The 16,158-nt window shown below is 49.0% G+C and carries 24 protein-coding genes and 4 pseudogenes; 20 read left to right on the top strand and 8 right to left on the bottom strand.

What is annotated here, in order from left to right; all coding sequences use genetic code 11:
- Nucleotides 1-49 precede the first annotated feature (49 nt).
- From ACLJRU_RS20875 to ACLJRU_RS20855, 5 genes and pseudogenes are all read right to left on the bottom strand, one after another.
- Nucleotides 50-1,177: pseudogene (locus ACLJRU_RS20875) on the bottom strand (site-specific integrase).
- Entirely contained in the window at nt 1,158-1,403 is a 246-nt protein-coding gene (locus ACLJRU_RS20870) for an excisionase (RefSeq protein ID WP_000939947.1), read from the bottom strand. The pseudogene ACLJRU_RS20875 and the gene ACLJRU_RS20870 overlap by 20 nt, the downstream one beginning before the upstream one ends.
- A 68-nt stretch (nt 1,404-1,471) precedes the next feature.
- On the bottom strand, nt 1,472-1,630 hold the full coding sequence (locus ACLJRU_RS20865) for a hypothetical protein (RefSeq protein WP_000008355.1): 159 nt from the start codon (nt 1,628-1,630) through the stop codon (nt 1,472-1,474).
- 136 nt (nt 1,631-1,766) lie between these two features.
- Entirely contained in the window at nt 1,767-2,594 is an 828-nt protein-coding gene (locus ACLJRU_RS20860) for a YfdQ family protein (protein ID WP_023234876.1), read from the bottom strand.
- 57 nt (nt 2,595-2,651) lie between these two features.
- A complete protein-coding gene (locus ACLJRU_RS20855; protein WP_001539742.1) occupies nt 2,652-3,008 on the bottom strand; it encodes a hypothetical protein in 357 nt (118 codons plus the stop codon).
- A gap of 557 nt (nt 3,009-3,565) precedes the next feature.
- On the opposite strand from ACLJRU_RS20855, the gene ACLJRU_RS20850 reads away from it, so the two are divergent.
- Entirely contained in the window at nt 3,566-3,763 is a 198-nt protein-coding gene (locus tag ACLJRU_RS20850) for a hypothetical protein (protein WP_001624554.1), read from the top strand.
- Nucleotides 3,764-4,097: 334 nt separating this feature from the next.
- Here ACLJRU_RS20850 and ACLJRU_RS20845 read toward each other — a convergent pair whose 3' ends face one another.
- On the bottom strand, nt 4,098-4,793 hold the full coding sequence (locus tag ACLJRU_RS20845) for an XRE family transcriptional regulator (RefSeq protein ID WP_001020640.1): 696 nt from the start codon (nt 4,791-4,793) through the stop codon (nt 4,098-4,100).
- Nucleotides 4,794-4,890: 97 nt separating this feature from the next.
- Between ACLJRU_RS20845 and ACLJRU_RS20840 the strand changes: the two genes are divergently transcribed.
- The 3 genes from ACLJRU_RS20840 to ACLJRU_RS20830 all read left to right on the top strand — a co-directional run bounded on the left by ACLJRU_RS20840 (nt 4,891) and on the right by ACLJRU_RS20830 (nt 6,014).
- Entirely contained in the window at nt 4,891-5,115 is a 225-nt protein-coding gene (locus tag ACLJRU_RS20840; RefSeq protein ID WP_001191666.1) for a helix-turn-helix domain-containing protein, read from the top strand.
- Nucleotides 5,116-5,143: 28 nt separating this feature from the next.
- Nucleotides 5,144-5,698, top strand: coding sequence for a YmfL family putative regulatory protein (locus tag ACLJRU_RS20835; protein WP_000509731.1), 555 nt, complete (start codon nt 5,144-5,146; stop codon nt 5,696-5,698).
- 139 nt (nt 5,699-5,837) lie between these two features.
- A complete protein-coding gene (locus ACLJRU_RS20830; RefSeq protein WP_001525520.1) occupies nt 5,838-6,014 on the top strand; it encodes a DUF4222 domain-containing protein in 177 nt (58 codons plus the stop codon).
- Between the two features lie 18 nt (nt 6,015-6,032).
- On the opposite strand, the gene ACLJRU_RS20825 is transcribed toward ACLJRU_RS20830, so the two are convergent.
- Nucleotides 6,033-6,341, bottom strand: a complete 309-nt coding sequence (locus ACLJRU_RS20825; protein ID WP_000147078.1) for a helix-turn-helix domain-containing protein — start codon at nt 6,339-6,341, stop codon at nt 6,033-6,035.
- On the bottom strand, nt 6,331-6,561 hold the full coding sequence (locus ACLJRU_RS20820; RefSeq protein ID WP_108429764.1) for a type II toxin-antitoxin system RelE/ParE family toxin: 231 nt from the start codon (nt 6,559-6,561) through the stop codon (nt 6,331-6,333). Before ACLJRU_RS20820 ends, ACLJRU_RS20825 begins: the two co-directional genes overlap by 11 nt.
- A gap of 123 nt (nt 6,562-6,684) precedes the next feature.
- Here ACLJRU_RS20820 and ACLJRU_RS20815 point away from each other — a divergent pair.
- The 16 genes and pseudogenes from ACLJRU_RS20815 to ACLJRU_RS20740 form a co-directional block, all read left to right on the top strand.
- Nucleotides 6,685-7,314, top strand: a pseudogene (locus ACLJRU_RS20815) (Rha family transcriptional regulator); the annotation flags it as partial.
- Between the two features lie 175 nt (nt 7,315-7,489).
- A pseudogene (locus ACLJRU_RS20810) lies at nt 7,490-8,175 on the top strand (Rha family transcriptional regulator); the annotation flags it as partial.
- A complete protein-coding gene (locus ACLJRU_RS20805) occupies nt 8,172-8,396 on the top strand; it encodes a hypothetical protein (protein WP_000620702.1) in 225 nt (74 codons plus the stop codon). The pseudogene ACLJRU_RS20810 and the gene ACLJRU_RS20805, both read left to right, overlap by 4 nt.
- Nucleotides 8,393-9,211 carry a helix-turn-helix domain-containing protein gene (locus tag ACLJRU_RS20800; protein WP_001539747.1) on the top strand — a complete coding sequence of 273 codons (819 nt, stop codon included), beginning with the start codon at nt 8,393-8,395 and terminating at the stop codon, nt 9,209-9,211. The genes ACLJRU_RS20805 and ACLJRU_RS20800 overlap by 4 nt, the downstream gene beginning before the upstream one ends.
- Nucleotide 9,212: 1 nt before the next feature.
- Nucleotides 9,213-9,695, top strand: a complete 483-nt coding sequence (locus ACLJRU_RS20795; protein WP_023234881.1) for a PerC family transcriptional regulator — start codon at nt 9,213-9,215, stop codon at nt 9,693-9,695.
- Nucleotides 9,695-10,348, top strand: a complete 654-nt coding sequence (locus ACLJRU_RS20790) for a phage N-6-adenine-methyltransferase (RefSeq protein ID WP_001539748.1) — start codon at nt 9,695-9,697, stop codon at nt 10,346-10,348. Before ACLJRU_RS20795 ends, ACLJRU_RS20790 begins: the two co-directional genes overlap by 1 nt.
- Nucleotides 10,345-10,734, top strand: a complete 390-nt coding sequence (locus ACLJRU_RS20785; protein WP_001539749.1) for a RusA family crossover junction endodeoxyribonuclease — start codon at nt 10,345-10,347, stop codon at nt 10,732-10,734. Before ACLJRU_RS20790 ends, ACLJRU_RS20785 begins: the two co-directional genes overlap by 4 nt.
- Nucleotides 10,735-10,750: 16 nt before the next feature.
- On the top strand, nt 10,751-11,611 hold the full coding sequence (locus ACLJRU_RS20780) for a KilA-N domain-containing protein (RefSeq protein ID WP_001539751.1): 861 nt from the start codon (nt 10,751-10,753) through the stop codon (nt 11,609-11,611).
- A 7-nt stretch (nt 11,612-11,618) separates the two neighbouring features.
- Nucleotides 11,619-12,608, top strand: a complete 990-nt coding sequence (locus ACLJRU_RS20775; RefSeq protein ID WP_001539752.1) for a DUF968 domain-containing protein — start codon at nt 11,619-11,621, stop codon at nt 12,606-12,608.
- Nucleotides 12,609-12,622: 14 nt separating this feature from the next.
- Nucleotides 12,623-13,201 (top strand): DUF1133 family protein, encoded by a 579-nt coding sequence (locus ACLJRU_RS20770; protein ID WP_001539753.1) that lies wholly within the window; start codon nt 12,623-12,625, stop codon nt 13,199-13,201.
- A gap of 225 nt (nt 13,202-13,426) precedes the next feature.
- A complete protein-coding gene (locus ACLJRU_RS20765; RefSeq protein WP_001539755.1) occupies nt 13,427-13,846 on the top strand; it encodes a hypothetical protein in 420 nt (139 codons plus the stop codon).
- Between the two features lie 79 nt (nt 13,847-13,925).
- A pseudogene (locus ACLJRU_RS20760) lies at nt 13,926-14,237 on the top strand (site-specific DNA-methyltransferase); the annotation flags it as partial.
- Nucleotides 14,238-14,346: 109 nt separating this feature from the next.
- Nucleotides 14,347-14,736: a phage holin family protein gene (locus ACLJRU_RS20755; RefSeq protein WP_001294873.1), complete on the top strand. Its 390-nt coding sequence runs from the start codon at nt 14,347-14,349 to the stop codon at nt 14,734-14,736.
- Nucleotides 14,723-15,004 (top strand): phage holin family protein, encoded by a 282-nt coding sequence (locus tag ACLJRU_RS20750; protein WP_000226307.1) that lies wholly within the window; start codon nt 14,723-14,725, stop codon nt 15,002-15,004. The genes ACLJRU_RS20755 and ACLJRU_RS20750 overlap by 14 nt, the downstream gene beginning before the upstream one ends.
- Complete coding sequence (locus ACLJRU_RS20745) at nt 15,004-15,618, top strand: glycoside hydrolase family 19 protein (RefSeq protein ID WP_001539762.1); 615 nt, start codon at nt 15,004-15,006, stop codon at nt 15,616-15,618. Before ACLJRU_RS20750 ends, ACLJRU_RS20745 begins: the two co-directional genes overlap by 1 nt.
- The gene (locus tag ACLJRU_RS20740) at nt 15,615-16,157 is read left to right on the top strand and encodes a DUF2514 family protein (protein WP_001539764.1); all 543 of its coding nucleotides are present in this window, start codon (nt 15,615-15,617) and stop codon (nt 16,155-16,157) included. Before ACLJRU_RS20745 ends, ACLJRU_RS20740 begins: the two co-directional genes overlap by 4 nt.
- Nucleotide 16,158: the final 1 nt, after the last annotated feature.

The following is a 16,158-nucleotide window of genomic DNA, read 5'->3' as shown; positions in this document are numbered from 1 at the left end:
GAACGGTTATCAAAATTTTATCAAAAAAATTTATCAAAACTCCCTCAATTCAGACCGCAATAATAGTCCATCCTTTACCCCGATCGTCATGATAACGGGCTGTCTGATTTGGCTATTTATGTCCGAGCAGCTTTTGAGTATTAATCCCCTGAGCCTCGTAAAGTCGCTCAGCAAGTGAGCGCTGTTCATGGAAGGTAGCTGGAGTGCCGGATCCCCAGTCAATATCTGCTTTATCCCGAGCTTTGCTGAAATTCATGGTAATGGTGTGGGACTTTACTTGCGCCCCACGCTCTGCTTGCGACGTAGTCCGGAAGAAGTGAACAAGATATGGACTTACAGCATAATCACGGCAACGTGTCACAACATCCCGCAGACTCCAGTTAATGGCATTCAAGCGAAGTGAAAGTGGAATGGCTATCTTGCTTCCAGTTTTTTCCTGAACAATATGCAGTTGATCATCCCATATATCACTGAACTTCATCTTCGAAATGTCCCCCAGACGCTGGCCGGTGACGAGCGCGAGCAGCATAGCATTCCCCATGTACTGGTGGTTTGCGTCGGCGATATTGAAAATTCGCTGCCACTCCTCCAGATTTAGACGCTGGCGCGTGATACGGCGCCGTGGCTGTTTTGTTGCCAGGGCAGGGTTATAGCCCGGTGGAACCTCCCCGAAATGCTGTGCCTCTTTAAAAACGTCGATCAATACAGAACGAATCACTTGCGCCATTCGCGGCTGTCCATCTGAAATATACTCCTCAAGAATCTCAGCAATATCACGAACATCTACTGACGAAATAATCTTCATACCAACCCTTTCCCGAAGTAGGGTAACGGGCTTGGCTTTTTGTTTATAGGTATTTGGTTTTATATCTCCGCTTTCCAGTCTTTCGCCTTGGATTTTCCAGTATCGATCAAGCCACGTTGATGTGGTAATAGCCTTTCCTTTACTGCTGGCGATCCTGTCACTGATTGCTAATATCTGGCGCGTACGCTGTTCAGCCAGACGGGCATTTGCCTCACTTGCTATTGCAATAGCCTCTTCCTCATTTGTTCCGAGGCTATGAAATTTCCCAGTAACGGGATGTTTGTATCGCCAGTAAATTTTATTAACTTTGCGACTGTATAATGGGTAAAGGTTTGGCACCTTGACATTGTTTTTACGTGGTCTGGCAGCCATCGGATAATATCCTCTGAAGCAGTGGCGGATCTGATTTTTTAATCACTGGTTGAGTTATATTTCCGGTTATTTCCGCATCTTCTCGCACACGCCAGAATTTTCCTTCTTTCTGGGCTGGGGGAGTGAACATGCTTTGTTTGGCATACCGTCGTAATGTATTAATGCTCGGTGGATTACTCCGGTATTTCTCTGCGGCCCATTCTTCTAACGTCATCATCTGAAGCATGGTGATTTCTCCATATAATCCGGCTGCACCCGGGCTGTAACATCAAATATCAGTGCTGGTGGTAGGAATTAGTTCTTCAAAGCGCTTCCACAAACAAATTCAGGAACATTTCCGGAGAAGCGGCAAATATTGGAAAGCGCCACGGCGATATCTTCAATATCAATGTCGTCAATAGTTGCGCTGAGATAATCAAATTGTTTACCTGAAAGTGTTTGAATAAAACTCATCGTTGGTTCTCCTTATAATTTATTTCGCGCTGCACCGCGTGAATTTTGGTTGTGCGAATCCCTCGCCGGGTGGCGATAATTAACAGAATTACACTTCAATAAATCCCCGCGGCGCCGGGGATTTAATGCAGAGCAATTACGCTTTAAAGTTACCGATGAACGTTTCTACTGATTCACCGTCGAATTTGCTGATAAGCAGGTCGCGGAATTCACTGGCGATCGCTTCTTCCTGCGCTTCCAGTTGTACGATACGCAGAACAAAGCGAGGTTCATCACCGGTCAGCAGGCTGTTGCGGAGGCTGAACGCACGTTCACCGAGACCCTCATACGGAACACATTTGAACTCAAAAGCCACCGGCATAACGTCTTTGCTGCTGGCCTCAATGCTTTGCATAAGGGATTTCTTACCGCTGAAATCGCCATCTTCATGATCCTGCTGGGTTGCCTGTTGGATCGTAATGCGGCGAACAGCCTGGGCAGCCTGTGAAATCTGCATTGTGTTACCGTCAGAATCGAACGCCAGGAGATAATCGCTCCAGTCTTCAAGCCATTCGGCGATCTGTTTTTGTTTCAGGCGTTCCCCGTTGATCTGGAGCAGGGCGCGGAATGGTGCAGTCTGTTTCAGCGTGATAGAAGCAACGTTGTCTGCATGACCGGGGTTATCAAGCGTACCAATATTGAAAACTGAGCGAGCTGTCATATGGTCAGCATCAATAAAGCAGCGTGCTTTTTCGGTTGCACTGGCATAGCCCTTTGAATAACGGACAAAGTCTTCAATGCTGGTGGTAGTCATGGCGCCGCGGAAGCGGAAACGCTCCAGAGCAAAGCGTTCGAGGCTTTCAACACCTGTCCCGGCAGGCAATAATGCTGTCGGGCAAGCCAGCCCCTGAATATCGTTCAGGTGATAGCCAGAAAGAACCAGGTCTTTTACCTGCTGAAAAGTGCCGCTGTCTAACTGAGACATAAAAATTCCTTATTAATTAATGATCGAAGTGGTGGCAGTGAATTGGTTAGCTGCGGTTCACTGAGCCGCTTTAAGCTTTCCGTCAGTAGTGCCTTTAATACTGAACAGTTGACCCTGATCTTCCTGCAGTATGGTGAGCTTTCCGCCCTTGTTAACCCACATTGGGGTTTCTGTTGTGTCCTCTTCTGACGCTTTACCGCGTGGCGTCGGAGTGCTGTACTGCAGCTTGTGTTTAATTTTGACGCGCTTCTCTTCGACTGAATTTCCCATGCGCTCAAAATCAAAGGTGAGCACTACCTTGCCTTTATTGCCGTTATTCAGAACGCCTAATCCGACAGTATTCAGCGCTGCCGCGATTTTGTTCATGAACACGCCGGCATCCAGTTCGCCCAGAAAGTCGGGCACTACGGTCATGCGGTCATGCGGTCATCATTCATCGTTAACCCCTCAATATGGCGGTTGCCACCGCCAGTTGGTTTCTCCACAAAACAGAAAAGAGCACCTGCTGTAACAGCTTTCCGGGTGGATTGGGTAATGAGTCCGTCGCACGGAGATGCTCTTTTCTGTTGTGTAAAAAGGTCGGCGTCACGGCAGAACACTGTCGCCTTCCTCCTGTTGTTGGAAGAGCCGGACGCCGACAAGACTTCACACAGCAATAACGTTGTGGTGTGGCTGTCACTCAGGCGCATGGTCAACCTGACAACCCGGTGTCCTACTGGGTACAAATGGAGAAAAACCCGCCATACTTACCGCCGCGCCATTTCGCGGATTACCACAACGATGAGAGCATTACCGGTGTCCGAATTGAACGGACCTTTTCTCTGCCCAACCCACCTCACTAAAGAGGTCTGTCTGGAATCGAACCAGCACTTATGCCTTGCTCGTCAATACTCTCATCGTTGTGTGCCTGTCTTTTCACCACATCAGGCTCGGTGGTATCCTTTAAGTCTCTACAACTTGAGGATATTTTTATGCTTGATGAACATCTTATTACTGTGGGTGAGTTGCTTGACCGTCTAAAGCACTACCCGCGCGACACTAAAATTTCATTCAGTGGGTTAGATTTCTATCGCCTTAAACAACGAGGGGAAAATCTAATCCAGGTAGAATTCAACCAGCTTGTTTATCGCAACTCCGAAGGTCACGTGGTGGTTGAAAACCTTGAATAATCGCTGATGCGAACACTGCAGCTTTCGCCTTGCATACGGGGGCGTAACTTTCATCAATGCTCCCGTTAATTTCTTTGGTGAACGCGTAGCGCCCATCAGAAATTTCAATCACCCATCTTTCTTGTTGCATATCCATACCTTAGTTAAATCATTCGCGAATCATCCGGTTATTCATACGCCACCTGCGGCTACTTCGTGGGCGTCCTGCCTGTTCGCTGCTCTATGAGTGCAAATTACATTTAAATTGCACATTACGCAAGTATAAAATTGCGATATGTGCAATTTTGAGTCAAAAAAAAAGCCACCATAATGGTGGCCTTGTCGACGCTTTCTATTAATTGTGTCGTTTGAGTGACTGCGTCTGGCTTATCAGAACCTTGCCAAAAACACCGAACCTGCACTCGTTGTCTTTGGTAATACTCCATTCCCTGTAGTTAGTGTTATCAGATATCACCAATAATTTATCGGGGATCATCTGCAGCCTTTTTACGTATATTTTATCATCAAAGCCAAATACATAGATGCCATCACCATCGAACTGGTTGATGCTTATATCGACAAAAATAAGATCTCCCGGTTCAATTGTTGGCGCCATGCTGTCACCGCGCACGTTAATCACTTTAAGCTCAGCGGCAGGGCGCCCGCCAAACATAGCTAATGCTTTGTCCTTGTTATATTCGATAGCATGGATTACATCGATAACATCACCGCCCTGAATGAGTCCATTACCGGCGCTTGCACTGACATCCAGTATCTCGATACGGAACAAATCCTTCACGTTAGCTGAATCCTTCCTCATATCACTGTGTTTACATACAGTATTACCTTTTGAGTCTGAGGTAAAGAGTTCTGCTATATCAACACCTAAGCAGTCAGCCAGCCTAGAAAGTGTTTGTTCGGTAAATTGCTTTTGCTTGCCAGTCTCCAGACGAGAGATGTTTGCGGCATCCACGCCGATGGCTTCTGCTAGCTCAGCAATTTTCATGTTCTTCGCGCGGCGAAGTTGTCTGACACGGTTTCCTATATTCATGCGTTCATTACATTAATTTTTTGCGCATTGTGCAAATCAACTTGCGCAAGTTTGCTGTATGAAATAACATGCGACACGCGCAAAAGAAGGAGGTTTTATGCAATCACCATTGAGAAAATTGCGGAAATCGCATGGTTATACGTTACAGCACGTCGCTAAAGGGGTTCAGGTTGATCCTGCAACATTAAGCCGGGTTGAAAGATGCGAGCAGGCTCCTTCAACAGAGCTTGCTGAGCGCCTGGCTCAATTTTACGCCGGAGAAATTAGCGAGATGCAAATTTTGTATCCAAACAGATATCAGCTTAGTGATTCGGCGATTTGACCGCCACCACAGCAGAAGGAGTAGATCCGTGGGACATGAACCTGAATGGAAAGTTGAAAAGCAGCCCCGCTGGCTGGTGGCTGCGATTAAAAAGACGATTTCCAGTCTGCATGGCGGTTATGAAGAAGCTGCGGAATGGCTGGATGTCACCAAAGATGCTCTGTTTAACCGCCTGCGTACTGGTGGTGATCAAATCTTCCCGATTGGGTGGGCGCTGGTACTGCAACGTGCCGGAGGAACCTATCACCTGGCACATTCAGTAGCCAGGGCATCAGGTGGCGTTTTTGTTCCGCTGGCAGATATGGAAGAAGTGGATAACGCAGATATTAATCAGCGCCTGCTGGAAGCGATTGAGCAGATCACCAGTTATTCCCAGCAAATCAGGGTGGCTATCGAAGATGGCGTTATTGAGCCACATGAAAAAGCCGTGATTGATGAGGAGTTGTATCAGGCGATCGCAAAGCTGCAACAGCATTCGACACTGGTATACAGAGTTTTTTGCGCGCCAGAAAAGGGTGACGCCCGCGAGTGTGCAGCTCCGGGCGCCGTGGCGTCAAATTTTATGGAGAAAACCAACGCATGAACAGTTTAACGGTAAATAACCGTTTGTCGCAACAACCGGGGATGTATGAGTACCGGCCGTTGCGTCATGAATGCAGATTACCAAATAGCCTGGTCGTGCATAACCACAGGGAACACAGCCTGACCGTGGGGGATGAATCGTGCAGGAACTTAACCGCTGGTTTCGGGATGGAAGGGGACTTTATGTCCATGTCATTCGCTGGGAACCAGAAACTGAGCGCGTTATCTATCTGCGCAAGGGCTATCCGCATGAGTGTTTTAGCCCTTTGTGGAAATTCAGACGTGATTTTGTTGAGTGTGAAGCGCCGCCAGAGTGACGGCGCAATAGTAGAAGTTTACACGAAGCGGATCTGGAGTTTTTTCCCGGTTGCCTGTGCGAACTTTTTCAGCGTAGTAAAAGATGGTCCGCTGACGCCAGCAGCAAGGTTGCTTTCCATTCTGGTTATAGCAGTGGCTTTTGTTCCCATCCGTTCAGCAACTTCAGCCTGGGTGAGACCTGCTTCTTTACGTGCGGCCAGCATTTCGTCAAGCAACGCGAACTCATCAGCAATGGCGTCATATTCAGCTTTGAACGCTGGGTCTTCCATCCATTTAGCGGCCATTTCATCGTGCGTTATAGTTGGCGCATTACGTTTACCAGTCATGCTTAACCTCCTTCATTCTGGTTTCTGCCTTTTTGCGTTCAGCTACAGGGGTTTTCTGCGTCTTCTTTATAAAGCTGTGCAGCATGACGATGCGCTTCCCTGCCAGGGTGCAGTAAAAAACGCGAGCGATGCCATCGCTACCTTTAATCCGAAGCTCAAAAAGCCCATCACCAAAGGCGCTGGTGTGAGGTTCTCCGAGATTGCTGCCATACACCTTCATTCGTTCAACAAGGTGCTGATATCTGGCTCGCATACTCAATGGAAGCTGATCCACCTCAATCCGGACTTCCTCGTTGTAGTACTCAATAGTGTAGTTCATAGATGTAAACATAACAAAATTGTTATGTTTGTACAATGTATTGATTCTGCAATTCCGGGACGTTACACTATTCAGGCACCTTATAAAGCGGGTGCCGGGCGTGGAAACCCGGAATTCAATATAGAGCACAACCGCGCTCATGCGGTTTTTTCTTGTCATGAGCATTGCTACGCCCAAATTATGGTGGGGCGTGCAGGGCCAGTTTCGGCTGGGCCGGGTTCTATGTTGACCGGTATTTCCACCCCTGTACGTCTCACCACCTATAAGGTCGTGGAAAGCCTTGGTGGTGAGTTCATTGAATTCAACATAGAGGCTGCCACTATGGCTACTGTCACAACCCTCGCTCAACCTGAAATTAGAATTATTAACGGCCAAGCCGTTACTTCCTCCCTGGCTGTTGCCGACTACTTCATCAAGCGTCACGCTGATGTTATCCGTAAAATAGAATCTCTCGAATGTTCCACTCTATTTCGTAAACGCAATTTTGCGTTTACATCGATTTCAATAAATCAGCCCAACGGCGGTACTCGCAAACTCCCATGCTATCAAATCACACGCGATGGTTTTGCTTTCCTTGCTATGGGCTTTACGGGCAAACGCGCCGCCCAATTCAAAGAGGCATACATCAATGCCTTTAACCAGATGGAGAAACGCTGCATTACGGCGTTATCCCTTTTTGACTATCTCCGCTTGTTGCGCCTTGCTGGTGTTCCGGGTTATATTTCTCGCGTTGCTGTAAATCCAGCAACCGGGTTTAGCAGCCTGGAACACATCACAGCGCACAACCGCGCCTGCGGTTTTTTTGTGTGCAATGCCCCGTCACATTTGAATTATGGTGGCTTGGGTAGGGGAGCCGAAAGGCTCGCCGGGTTCTGTGATGACCGGTCTGCTAACCCTGCTCAGGTCACCACCAGTTGTTTAGCAGCAGCTTGTGGTGATAAGTCAAAACTCATCACAGGGGCTGTCGTTATGACTACCATCCCAACCCTCGATCAACCTGAACTTTGCGTTATTGATGGCAAAGTCGTTACTTCCTCACTGGCTGTTGCCGATTATTTCCATAAGCCACATAAAGACGTACTGGCTAAGATTTCCCGCCTGGATTGTTCTGTCGAATTTACCGAGCGAAATTTCTCGCTCAGCAAATACACCGATGTAACAGGGCGTAAGTTACAGTGTTATCACATCACCAGAAACGGTTTTGCGTTCCTGGCCATGAGTTTTACGGGTAAACGAGCGGCCCGTTTCAAAGAAGCGTATATCAAAGCTTTTGACCAGATGGAGAGACAGCTTTCAGCTCCATCGGTGCTGAGCGATGCAGCACATAATGCCAGCGTTCTTTATTCCTACATTTCATCCATTCATCAGGTCTGGTTACAGCAGCTTTATCCCATGCTGGAAAAAGCGGAATCTCCGCTGGCCGTAAGCCTGTACGACCGCATCAATGACGCTGCGGCGCTTGCGAGCCTTATCAATATGACACTGAACCGTTCAGAGGTAAGGGGGCGCAAATGATCCGGAATATTTTTAAGCGGTTCACCAGCCAACGTTTTCATTGCCCTCGTCCAGGACAGTGGTACAGCACACCAGAAGGGTACGTTCTGCGTATTAGCCTGGTCGATCGCGAGTGTCAGAAGGTTGTCTGTGAGCCTCTTGGGCGTAATTACCGCGTCAACATGCCTCTTATTGCCTTTCGTTCCGGCAAAAACATGAAGCATCTCGGAGGTGCTGCATGAGCATGGAACTGATGGTTAAGGCGATGAAAATTCGAGTGGGTAATCCATTACGAAAACTGGTTCTGATTAAGCTGGCTGATAATGCCAGTGATCATGGCGAGTGCTGGCCCAGCTACCAGCATATCGCTGATCAGTGCGAGATTAGCAAACGCTCTGTGATGAATCATATTTCGGCACTTTGTGAGTGCGGTCTGGTAAAAAAAGTCACCCGGAAAGGTGAAAAAGGTAACTCAAGTAATATTTACCTCCTTCGTCTTGATGGTGCAGGAGATTCACTAGGGGGGAGTGCAAATAATTCATTACCTGGTGCAGCAAATTCACTAGGTAGTGCAGGAGTTGCACCAGGGGGTAGTGAAGGAGATTCACCCAGAACCAGTCACTCTTTTGAACCAGTCAAAGAACCAGTCAATGAATCAAAAACCATTGGCGCATCTGCTTACGCGTCTGCGTCAGTCTGTTCTGCCCGGCAGGAATATTCACCAGAGTTCGAGCAGGCCTGGTTGGCATATCCAAAACGTGCAGGTGGAAATTCAAAATCAGCAGCCTACAAAGCCTGGAAAGCCCGTCTGAAAGAGGGGGTAAATGCTGAAACCATGCTGGAAGGCGTAACGCGTTATGCGGGATGGGTATCTGCAACGGGGAACAGCGGCACGCAATTCGTGAAACAGGCCACCACGTTTTTTGGTCCCGATCGTCATTTTGGGGAGTTATGGGCTGTTCCTGCTGCACCTAGTCCTGGACGTGAAGATCCGATGTTCAAATCCAGCTACGGGAATGTGGATTACAGCCAGATCCCGACAGGGTTCAGGGGGTGATATGAGTCTTATGGGAGACGTTCAGAAATTCATTGAATCCCATCCGGGATGTACTTCCAGCGATATAGCGAATGCTTTTGCAGATTTCCCGCGTAAAAGCGTCCTGCAGTCGGCAAGTAAGTTACGCCAGTGCGGGCGTGTTGCTCATCGCTTTGAAGGTAAAACTCGCAGGCATTTTGCTCTTGAGACAGACATACAGCCGGATCAGGAGCCAGATATCGGGACTAAACCTGTGCGGAGCTTTTATGTCGGAACCAACGACCCGCAGGTGATTATGCATCTGATACGTCAGGCAGAAACACTGGAGTCGGGAGGGTTGTTCCGTCGTGCAGCTACGGTATGGATGGAGGCATTCCGGGAGAGTCATATCCCGTCGGAACGTAGCGCCTTTCTGGCGCGCCGTGAACGGTGTTTGCGGAAGAGCAGAAAGCATGTTGCATCAGGTAGTGAGTGGTATCTGTCAGGGAATTATGTGGGGTCTTAATGAGCAATAAATATTGCCAGGCGCTGGCAGAACTGCGCAACAAATCAGCGCACGAACTGAAAGAAGTCGGCGATCAGTGGCGCACGCCGGACAACATTTACTGGGGCATAAATGCCATGTTTGGTCCGTTTGTTCTCGATCTTTTCTCGGACGATGAAAACGCCAAATGTGAGGACTATTACACAGCGGAAGATAACGCGCTGGCGCATGACTGGGCGGATCGTCTGGCTGAACTCAACGGGGCCGCTTTTGGTAATCCTCCTTACAGTCGCGCCAGCCAGCATGAAGGGCAATACATCACAGGTATGCGATACATCATGAGGCATACCAGCGCTATGCGGGATAAGGGCGGGCGCTATGTTTTCCTGATCAAAGCTGCCATCAGCGAAGTATGGTGGCCGGAAGATGCAGACCATATCGCGTTTATTCGTGGCCGAATTGGTTTCGAACTGCCGGCATGGTTTATCCCGAAAGATGAAAAACAGGTGCCTACCGGCGCTTTCTTTGCGGGGGCGATCGCTGTATTCGATAAAACCTGGAAAGGGCCAGCGATCAGCTATATCGGGCGTGATGAGCTTGAAGCTGGTGGCGAAGCGTTTCTGGCGCAGATCCACCGCGAAGCGAAACGCCTGGTCGGGAAGGTGGCGGTATGAAGCTGACCCTGCCATTTCCACCGAGCGTAAACACTTACTGGCGTCATCCCAACAAAGGGCCGTTTGCCGGAAAGAGCCTGATAAGTGTGGCGGGACGCAAATTTCGGAGCGCAACGTGTGCCGCCATCATTGAGCAACTTCGCCGACTACCGAAACCGACATCAACCCATGCAGCGGTAGAAATCATCCTGTATCCGCCAGATAAGCGGATCAGGGATTTGGACAATTATAACAAAGCGCTGTTCGACGCACTGACTCACGCAGGAGTCTGGGAGGACGACAGCCAGGTAAAGAGAATGCTGGTGGAGTGGGGACCAGTTTTCCCGAAGGGGAAGGTAGAAATCACGATCACGAAATTTGAAACAAGGGCGGGTGCAGCCGCCTGAAAATGGAGAAAGAAGCATGAATAATTTAATGGTCATTGATGGTATCGAAGTTCGCCGCGACGTTCATGGGCGCTATTGTCTTAACGATTTGCACCGGGCTGCGGGTGGAGAGCAGAAATACCGTCCGAAGTACTGGCTTGATAATAAGCAAACCCGTGAACTGATTGAGCAACTTTTCACCGAGGGCGGAATTCCACCCTCGGAACAAAATCAATCTGTTAGCTTTTTTCAGGGCGGTAGTGATACCCGAAGTTTGGCACGTGCTCCAGTAAATACTGTTCGCGGTGGTGCTGAACAAGGTACATACGTATGCAAAGAACTGGTATTTGCTTATGCAATGTGGATCAGTCCGTCTTTCCATCTCAAGGTGATCCGCACGTTCGATCGGATTACCAGTGCGCCACAAACATCTTCTGGTATGGCTGCCGATAAGATGCAGGCGGGGGTGATTCTGCTGGGTTTTATGCGCAAAGAGTTAAACCTGTCCAATTCATCGGTACTGGGCGCGTGCCAGAAACTCCAGGAGGCAGTGGGACTACCTAACCTGGCGCCACAATATGCCATTGATGCTCCGGCTGGCGCGCTGGATGGTTCAAGCCGCCCGACGCTGGCACTGAGCGCGCTGTTAAAACAGCATGGTATCCGGATGACGGCTAATCAGGCGTATCAGCAGTTAGCAAAGCTGGGTGTTGTTGAACATCGTGAGCGTTACAGTCGCTCCGCGATTAACGGCATTAAAAAATTCTGGTCGCTGACGGCGAAAGGCTGCATGTTCGGCAAAAACATCACCAGCCCGGCAAACCCTCGCGAGACGCAGCCGCATTTCTTCGAATCCAAATTCCCTGAGCTGCTGAAGCTGCTCGATACCGTTCATTGAGGTGATCGTGAGAGCGTTACTGACCCCTGAAATTGCTCCTCGTATGGGCGTTGTATTGTTCAGGCCGGGATCGGAACTGATGCCCCTGTTTATGCAGGGGCGTGTTCTGCTTGAACCAGAGCCGGAGCAATTTTCATCTTTCGCCAGCGGCGCGGTCCCGGCGGTATCACAGCCGCTGGCGGATGATCCTGCTGTTCGTGATGTGTTCCGTAATGAGTCGGTTATTTATCGTGCTGGTGGTCTGGATAGTCTGGAAAGCTGGCTACTCCGGGGGAATGGCTGTCAGTGGCCGCATTCAGACTGGCACAGCGAACAGATGACAACCATGCGCCACGCCCCGGGGGCAATCCGACTGTGCTGGCACTGCGATAACCTGCTGCGCGAACAGTTTACGGAACGGCTGGAATCAATAGCTGTGGAGAACACGACAAAATGGGTTTTATCGGTTGTTTGTCGTGATCTGGGTTTTGACGATATGCACGCAGTCACGCTCCCGGAACTGTGCTGGTGGATGGTACGCAATGACCTGGCAGAAGTCTTACCCGAGAGCGCAGCGAGAAAAGCATTAAGGATGCCGAAGGCAATTGTCCAGTCAGCTACCCGTGAAAGTGAAATTGTTCCCTCGGTGCCTGCCACCAGCATTGTACAGGATAAGGCGAAAAAGGTACTGGTGCTCAGGGTTGATCCGGAATCGCCGGAAAGCTTCATGTTACGTCCGAAACGCCGTCGATGGGTCAATGAGAGATATACCCGCTGGGTTAAATCCCAGCCGTGCGCGTGCTGCGGGAAGCAGGCGGATGATCCGCATCACCTGATAGGCCACGGTCAGGGAGGGATGGGAACAAAGGCGCATGACCTCTTTGTGCTGCCGTTGTGCAGAACGCATCACAATGAGTTACATGCGGATACCGTGGCATTCGAAGAGAAATACGGCTCTCAACTGGAGTTGATATTTCGTTTTATCGATCGCGCGCTGGCAATTGGCGTGCTGGCGTAAATGGAGAACGCTTAATGATTAATCCTTCTGAAGTTGGTAAGTCTGGTGAAATGGTTCGCCTCCGGACTCTTGAAAGTATCTGGATACAAGGCAAGCTTCGAATGTGGGGGCGCTGGTCATATATTGGTGGTGGTAGTGGTGGGAATATGTTTAACCAGCTTCTGTCATCCGGGAAGATAACTAAAACCGCTATTAACGACGCTCTTCGTCGGATAAAAAAATCTGGTATCACTAAGCCAGAGCTGGAGGCCTTTCTTCGTGAAATACTCGACAGCAAAAATAAGTCAGGATTAGCATTTTGTTCTGACGAGGAGGGATTGAAAATAGACGGTGTTATTGGCACCACTCTGGTTAGAGAAGGTCATTCAGGGCTTTACAGCATCATAGTGAATCGATATCGCCTGCGTAAGAGCAAACGCCTTATGGCTGAAGAACTACAGGTAAAACACCCGGAATGGTGTTATATGACTTGCCGCCGACGTATTGACTCCTGGCTAAGTCTTGCCGAATCCATGCTATACGCGCCAATGTGTGACAAATTTGGCACAAATAGCGACAGATTTTACTTGAAAAGTGAGCCAGTAAATGATTGAATTGTGATAGGCTCGGGACGGTAAAGCGAACTGAGCAACACACACAAGCCCGCCACTGAGCGGGTTTTTTTTGTACCTGAAACATCACAAAACAGAAAAATGCGTTGGTATCCCTAAAAAAATCTTTTTATCATTTTTGGTGGTTGGACAAAAACGTATATCTACGATCCAACGAGGGAATCGTTATTAAATGAATGAGTTCATAGGATGTTTTGGGATATCAGTATGATGAAAAAAATACTAATCACAGCGATCGGTTTTAGTATAGTTGGTTGCGCAGGGATGAAATTACCCGACTATACACAAGTAAAATCAAGCCCGTATTATGCTGAGTGTCGTGAGTTTGCAATGGGTGTTTATAAAAACGATGGCTATAGTAAGTTGGGCAATACGGTTATTCTGAGCATGGATGATGCTAAGGCAAGATATATCGTGACGGGATGTGTAGTAGCTATGGGGAAAAATAACATAGAGGAAGTTAAATCAGATCTCTCAAGCAAGGGCGTGTCTTTTGGAATGGTGAGTGGTGCTTGCTATAATGCAGCGTGTAAAGTTGATACCGAACAACAAATGAAAGCCTACACACTTGGAAGCTATTACGCTGCAACTAAGAAATTCCCCGGTCAGATGAAAGCAGAATTTTAACGCAACCTGGAAAACCCGCATTGCGCGGGTTTTTGTATCCGAAACTACCTGGCATTTCTTAAGTCGCAGATAGTCATAACTGCTGGAAGAGTACAAATCGTTCTGGCGTTATTTCACTGTTTCAGCATCTATACCTTACACCTATGTCTGGACATATAAACCTGTTCAGTTTTACCCAGGAAAACATCCATGTGAAAAACCAGCTGATATGCTGCTGCAAATTATTAATGCCAGCAGTAAACCCGGCGATCTTGTTGCTGATTTTTTCATGGGCTCCGGTTCAACCGTAAAGGCAGCGCTGTTATCAGGGCGGCGTGCGATTAGCGTTGAACTGGAAACAGAAAGGTTTAGTCAGACGGTCAGTGAGGTAGAGGCTTTGGCAAAACGTTAAAGGTCTCACAATGTGAGCCTGATCGGGCTAAAGGCTCACATTCCGATCGCCTACAGGTGATCTCCTTCCCCTCATTTCTGAGAGGACTCACATAACAAGAGGGGGCTTAATGTCCGAACCTGTATCCAGTGCGACAGTGTTGGCTGGTGGATTAATGGGGGCCAGTGTATTCGGTCTGGCGACCGGAACCGATTATGGTGTGGTATTCGGTGCTTTTGCCGGCGCGGTGTTTTATGTCGCCACGGCAACCAACATCGGACGCATCAGGCTGGTCGCTTATTTTATTACATCATTTATTGTGGGAGTGCTTGGCGCCGGGCTGATAGGTACTAAGCTTGCGGCAATAACGCATTATGAAAAACCACTGGATGCTCTTGGCGCAGTGATTATTTCTGCAATGTGTATAAAGTTTCTCACTTTTCTTAACAGTCAGGATCTGAACAGCCTGTTCAGTATTCTTTCTCGTATCAGGGGAGGGGGATCAAATGGTAGCAAATGACCCTTCTGCAGTTCTGAATGCCGTAATTTGTGGGGTAATAGTAATCGTTCTGATGTTTTACCGACGCGGTGATGCGACACACCGCCCCCTGATTTCGTTACTGGCCTATGTCATGGTGCTGGTATATGCCAGCGTCCCTTTCCGGTTTGTTTTTGGTTTATATGAATCATCCCACTGGCTGGTGGTGATGGTGAATATCCTTATCTGCGCCGCTGTGCTGTGGGCTCGCGGTAATGTGGCGCGTCTGGTTGATGCACTGAGGCACTGATGAATCAACAACAATTTCAGCAGGCGGCTGGTATTAGCGCCGGGCTTTCTGCGCGCTGGTATCCGCATATTACGGCGGCAATGAGCGAATTCGGTATTACCGCGCCACTGGATCAGGCCATGTTTATTGCACAAACGGGACATGAATCAGCAGGATTTACTGTTCTGAAGGAAAGCTTCAATTATTCGGTGGAGGCGCTGAAGAAGATGTTTGGTAAACGCCTGACGCCGTATCAGTGCGAAATGCTGGGGCGTATTGATGATCGCCAGGTTGCCCACCAGCCACAAATAGCCAATCTGGTTTACGGTGGCCGCATGGGTAACAAAGACGCCGGAGATGGCTGGAAGTATCGCGGGCGTGGGCTTATCCAGATTACCGGGCTGGAGAATTACACCAGATGTGGCGTTGCCCTGAAACTGGATCTGGTGGCGAATCCGGGACAGCTTGAGCTGGAACGTCATGCCGCCCGATCCGCAGCGTGGTTTTTTGTGGCTAAAGGGTGTCTGAAATACTCCGGCGACATGGTACGCGTTACGCAGATAATCAACGGAGGACAGAACAGTATTGGTGATCGGAGGGAGCGCTTTGAGAAAGCAAAATCGGTGCTCGTATGATAGTACTGCTGAAATTGCTTAAAAAATTCTGGAAGCCATTAGCAGAAATACTGCTGGTGGCTTTTTTGTTATGTGCTGGTGCGTACTGGTGTTATTCACGAGGTTATCAGAAGGCAGATTCATCCTGGAAATTCCAATGGGCGCAACGAGATCTTACCGATGCGACCGCCGCATTGCAGCAAGAAGTAACCGAAAGAGCGAAAGAGAAGCGTCGCCAGCACGCCGCAGATGAAGAACGGAAAAGAGCCGATGAAGAACTGGCAAAAATACAGGCCGATGCTGATGCTGCTGAGCGTGCTCGCGGTGGGCTGCAACAGCAGCTCGCAGCAGTACAACGGCAGCTCGCAGGAAGTGAAACCGGCAGGCTTTCCGCTCTTGCCGCAGCAAGCCAGGCAAAAGCCGAGACCGGAATACTGCTCGCCCAGTTGCTTGGCGAAGCTGATGATCTGGCGGGAAAGTTCGCAAAAGAGGCTGATGAGCGTTATGTCGCCGGAAGCACATGCGAACGTACCTGGGACAAAGTGACCGGGCAGAACTGAA

The sequence above is a fragment of the Salmonella sp. SAL00653 genome, from assembly GCF_046552515.1.
Lineage (GTDB): Bacteria > Pseudomonadota > Gammaproteobacteria > Enterobacterales > Enterobacteriaceae > Salmonella > Salmonella enterica.
This window is presented reverse-complemented; position numbering and strand designations above follow the sequence as displayed.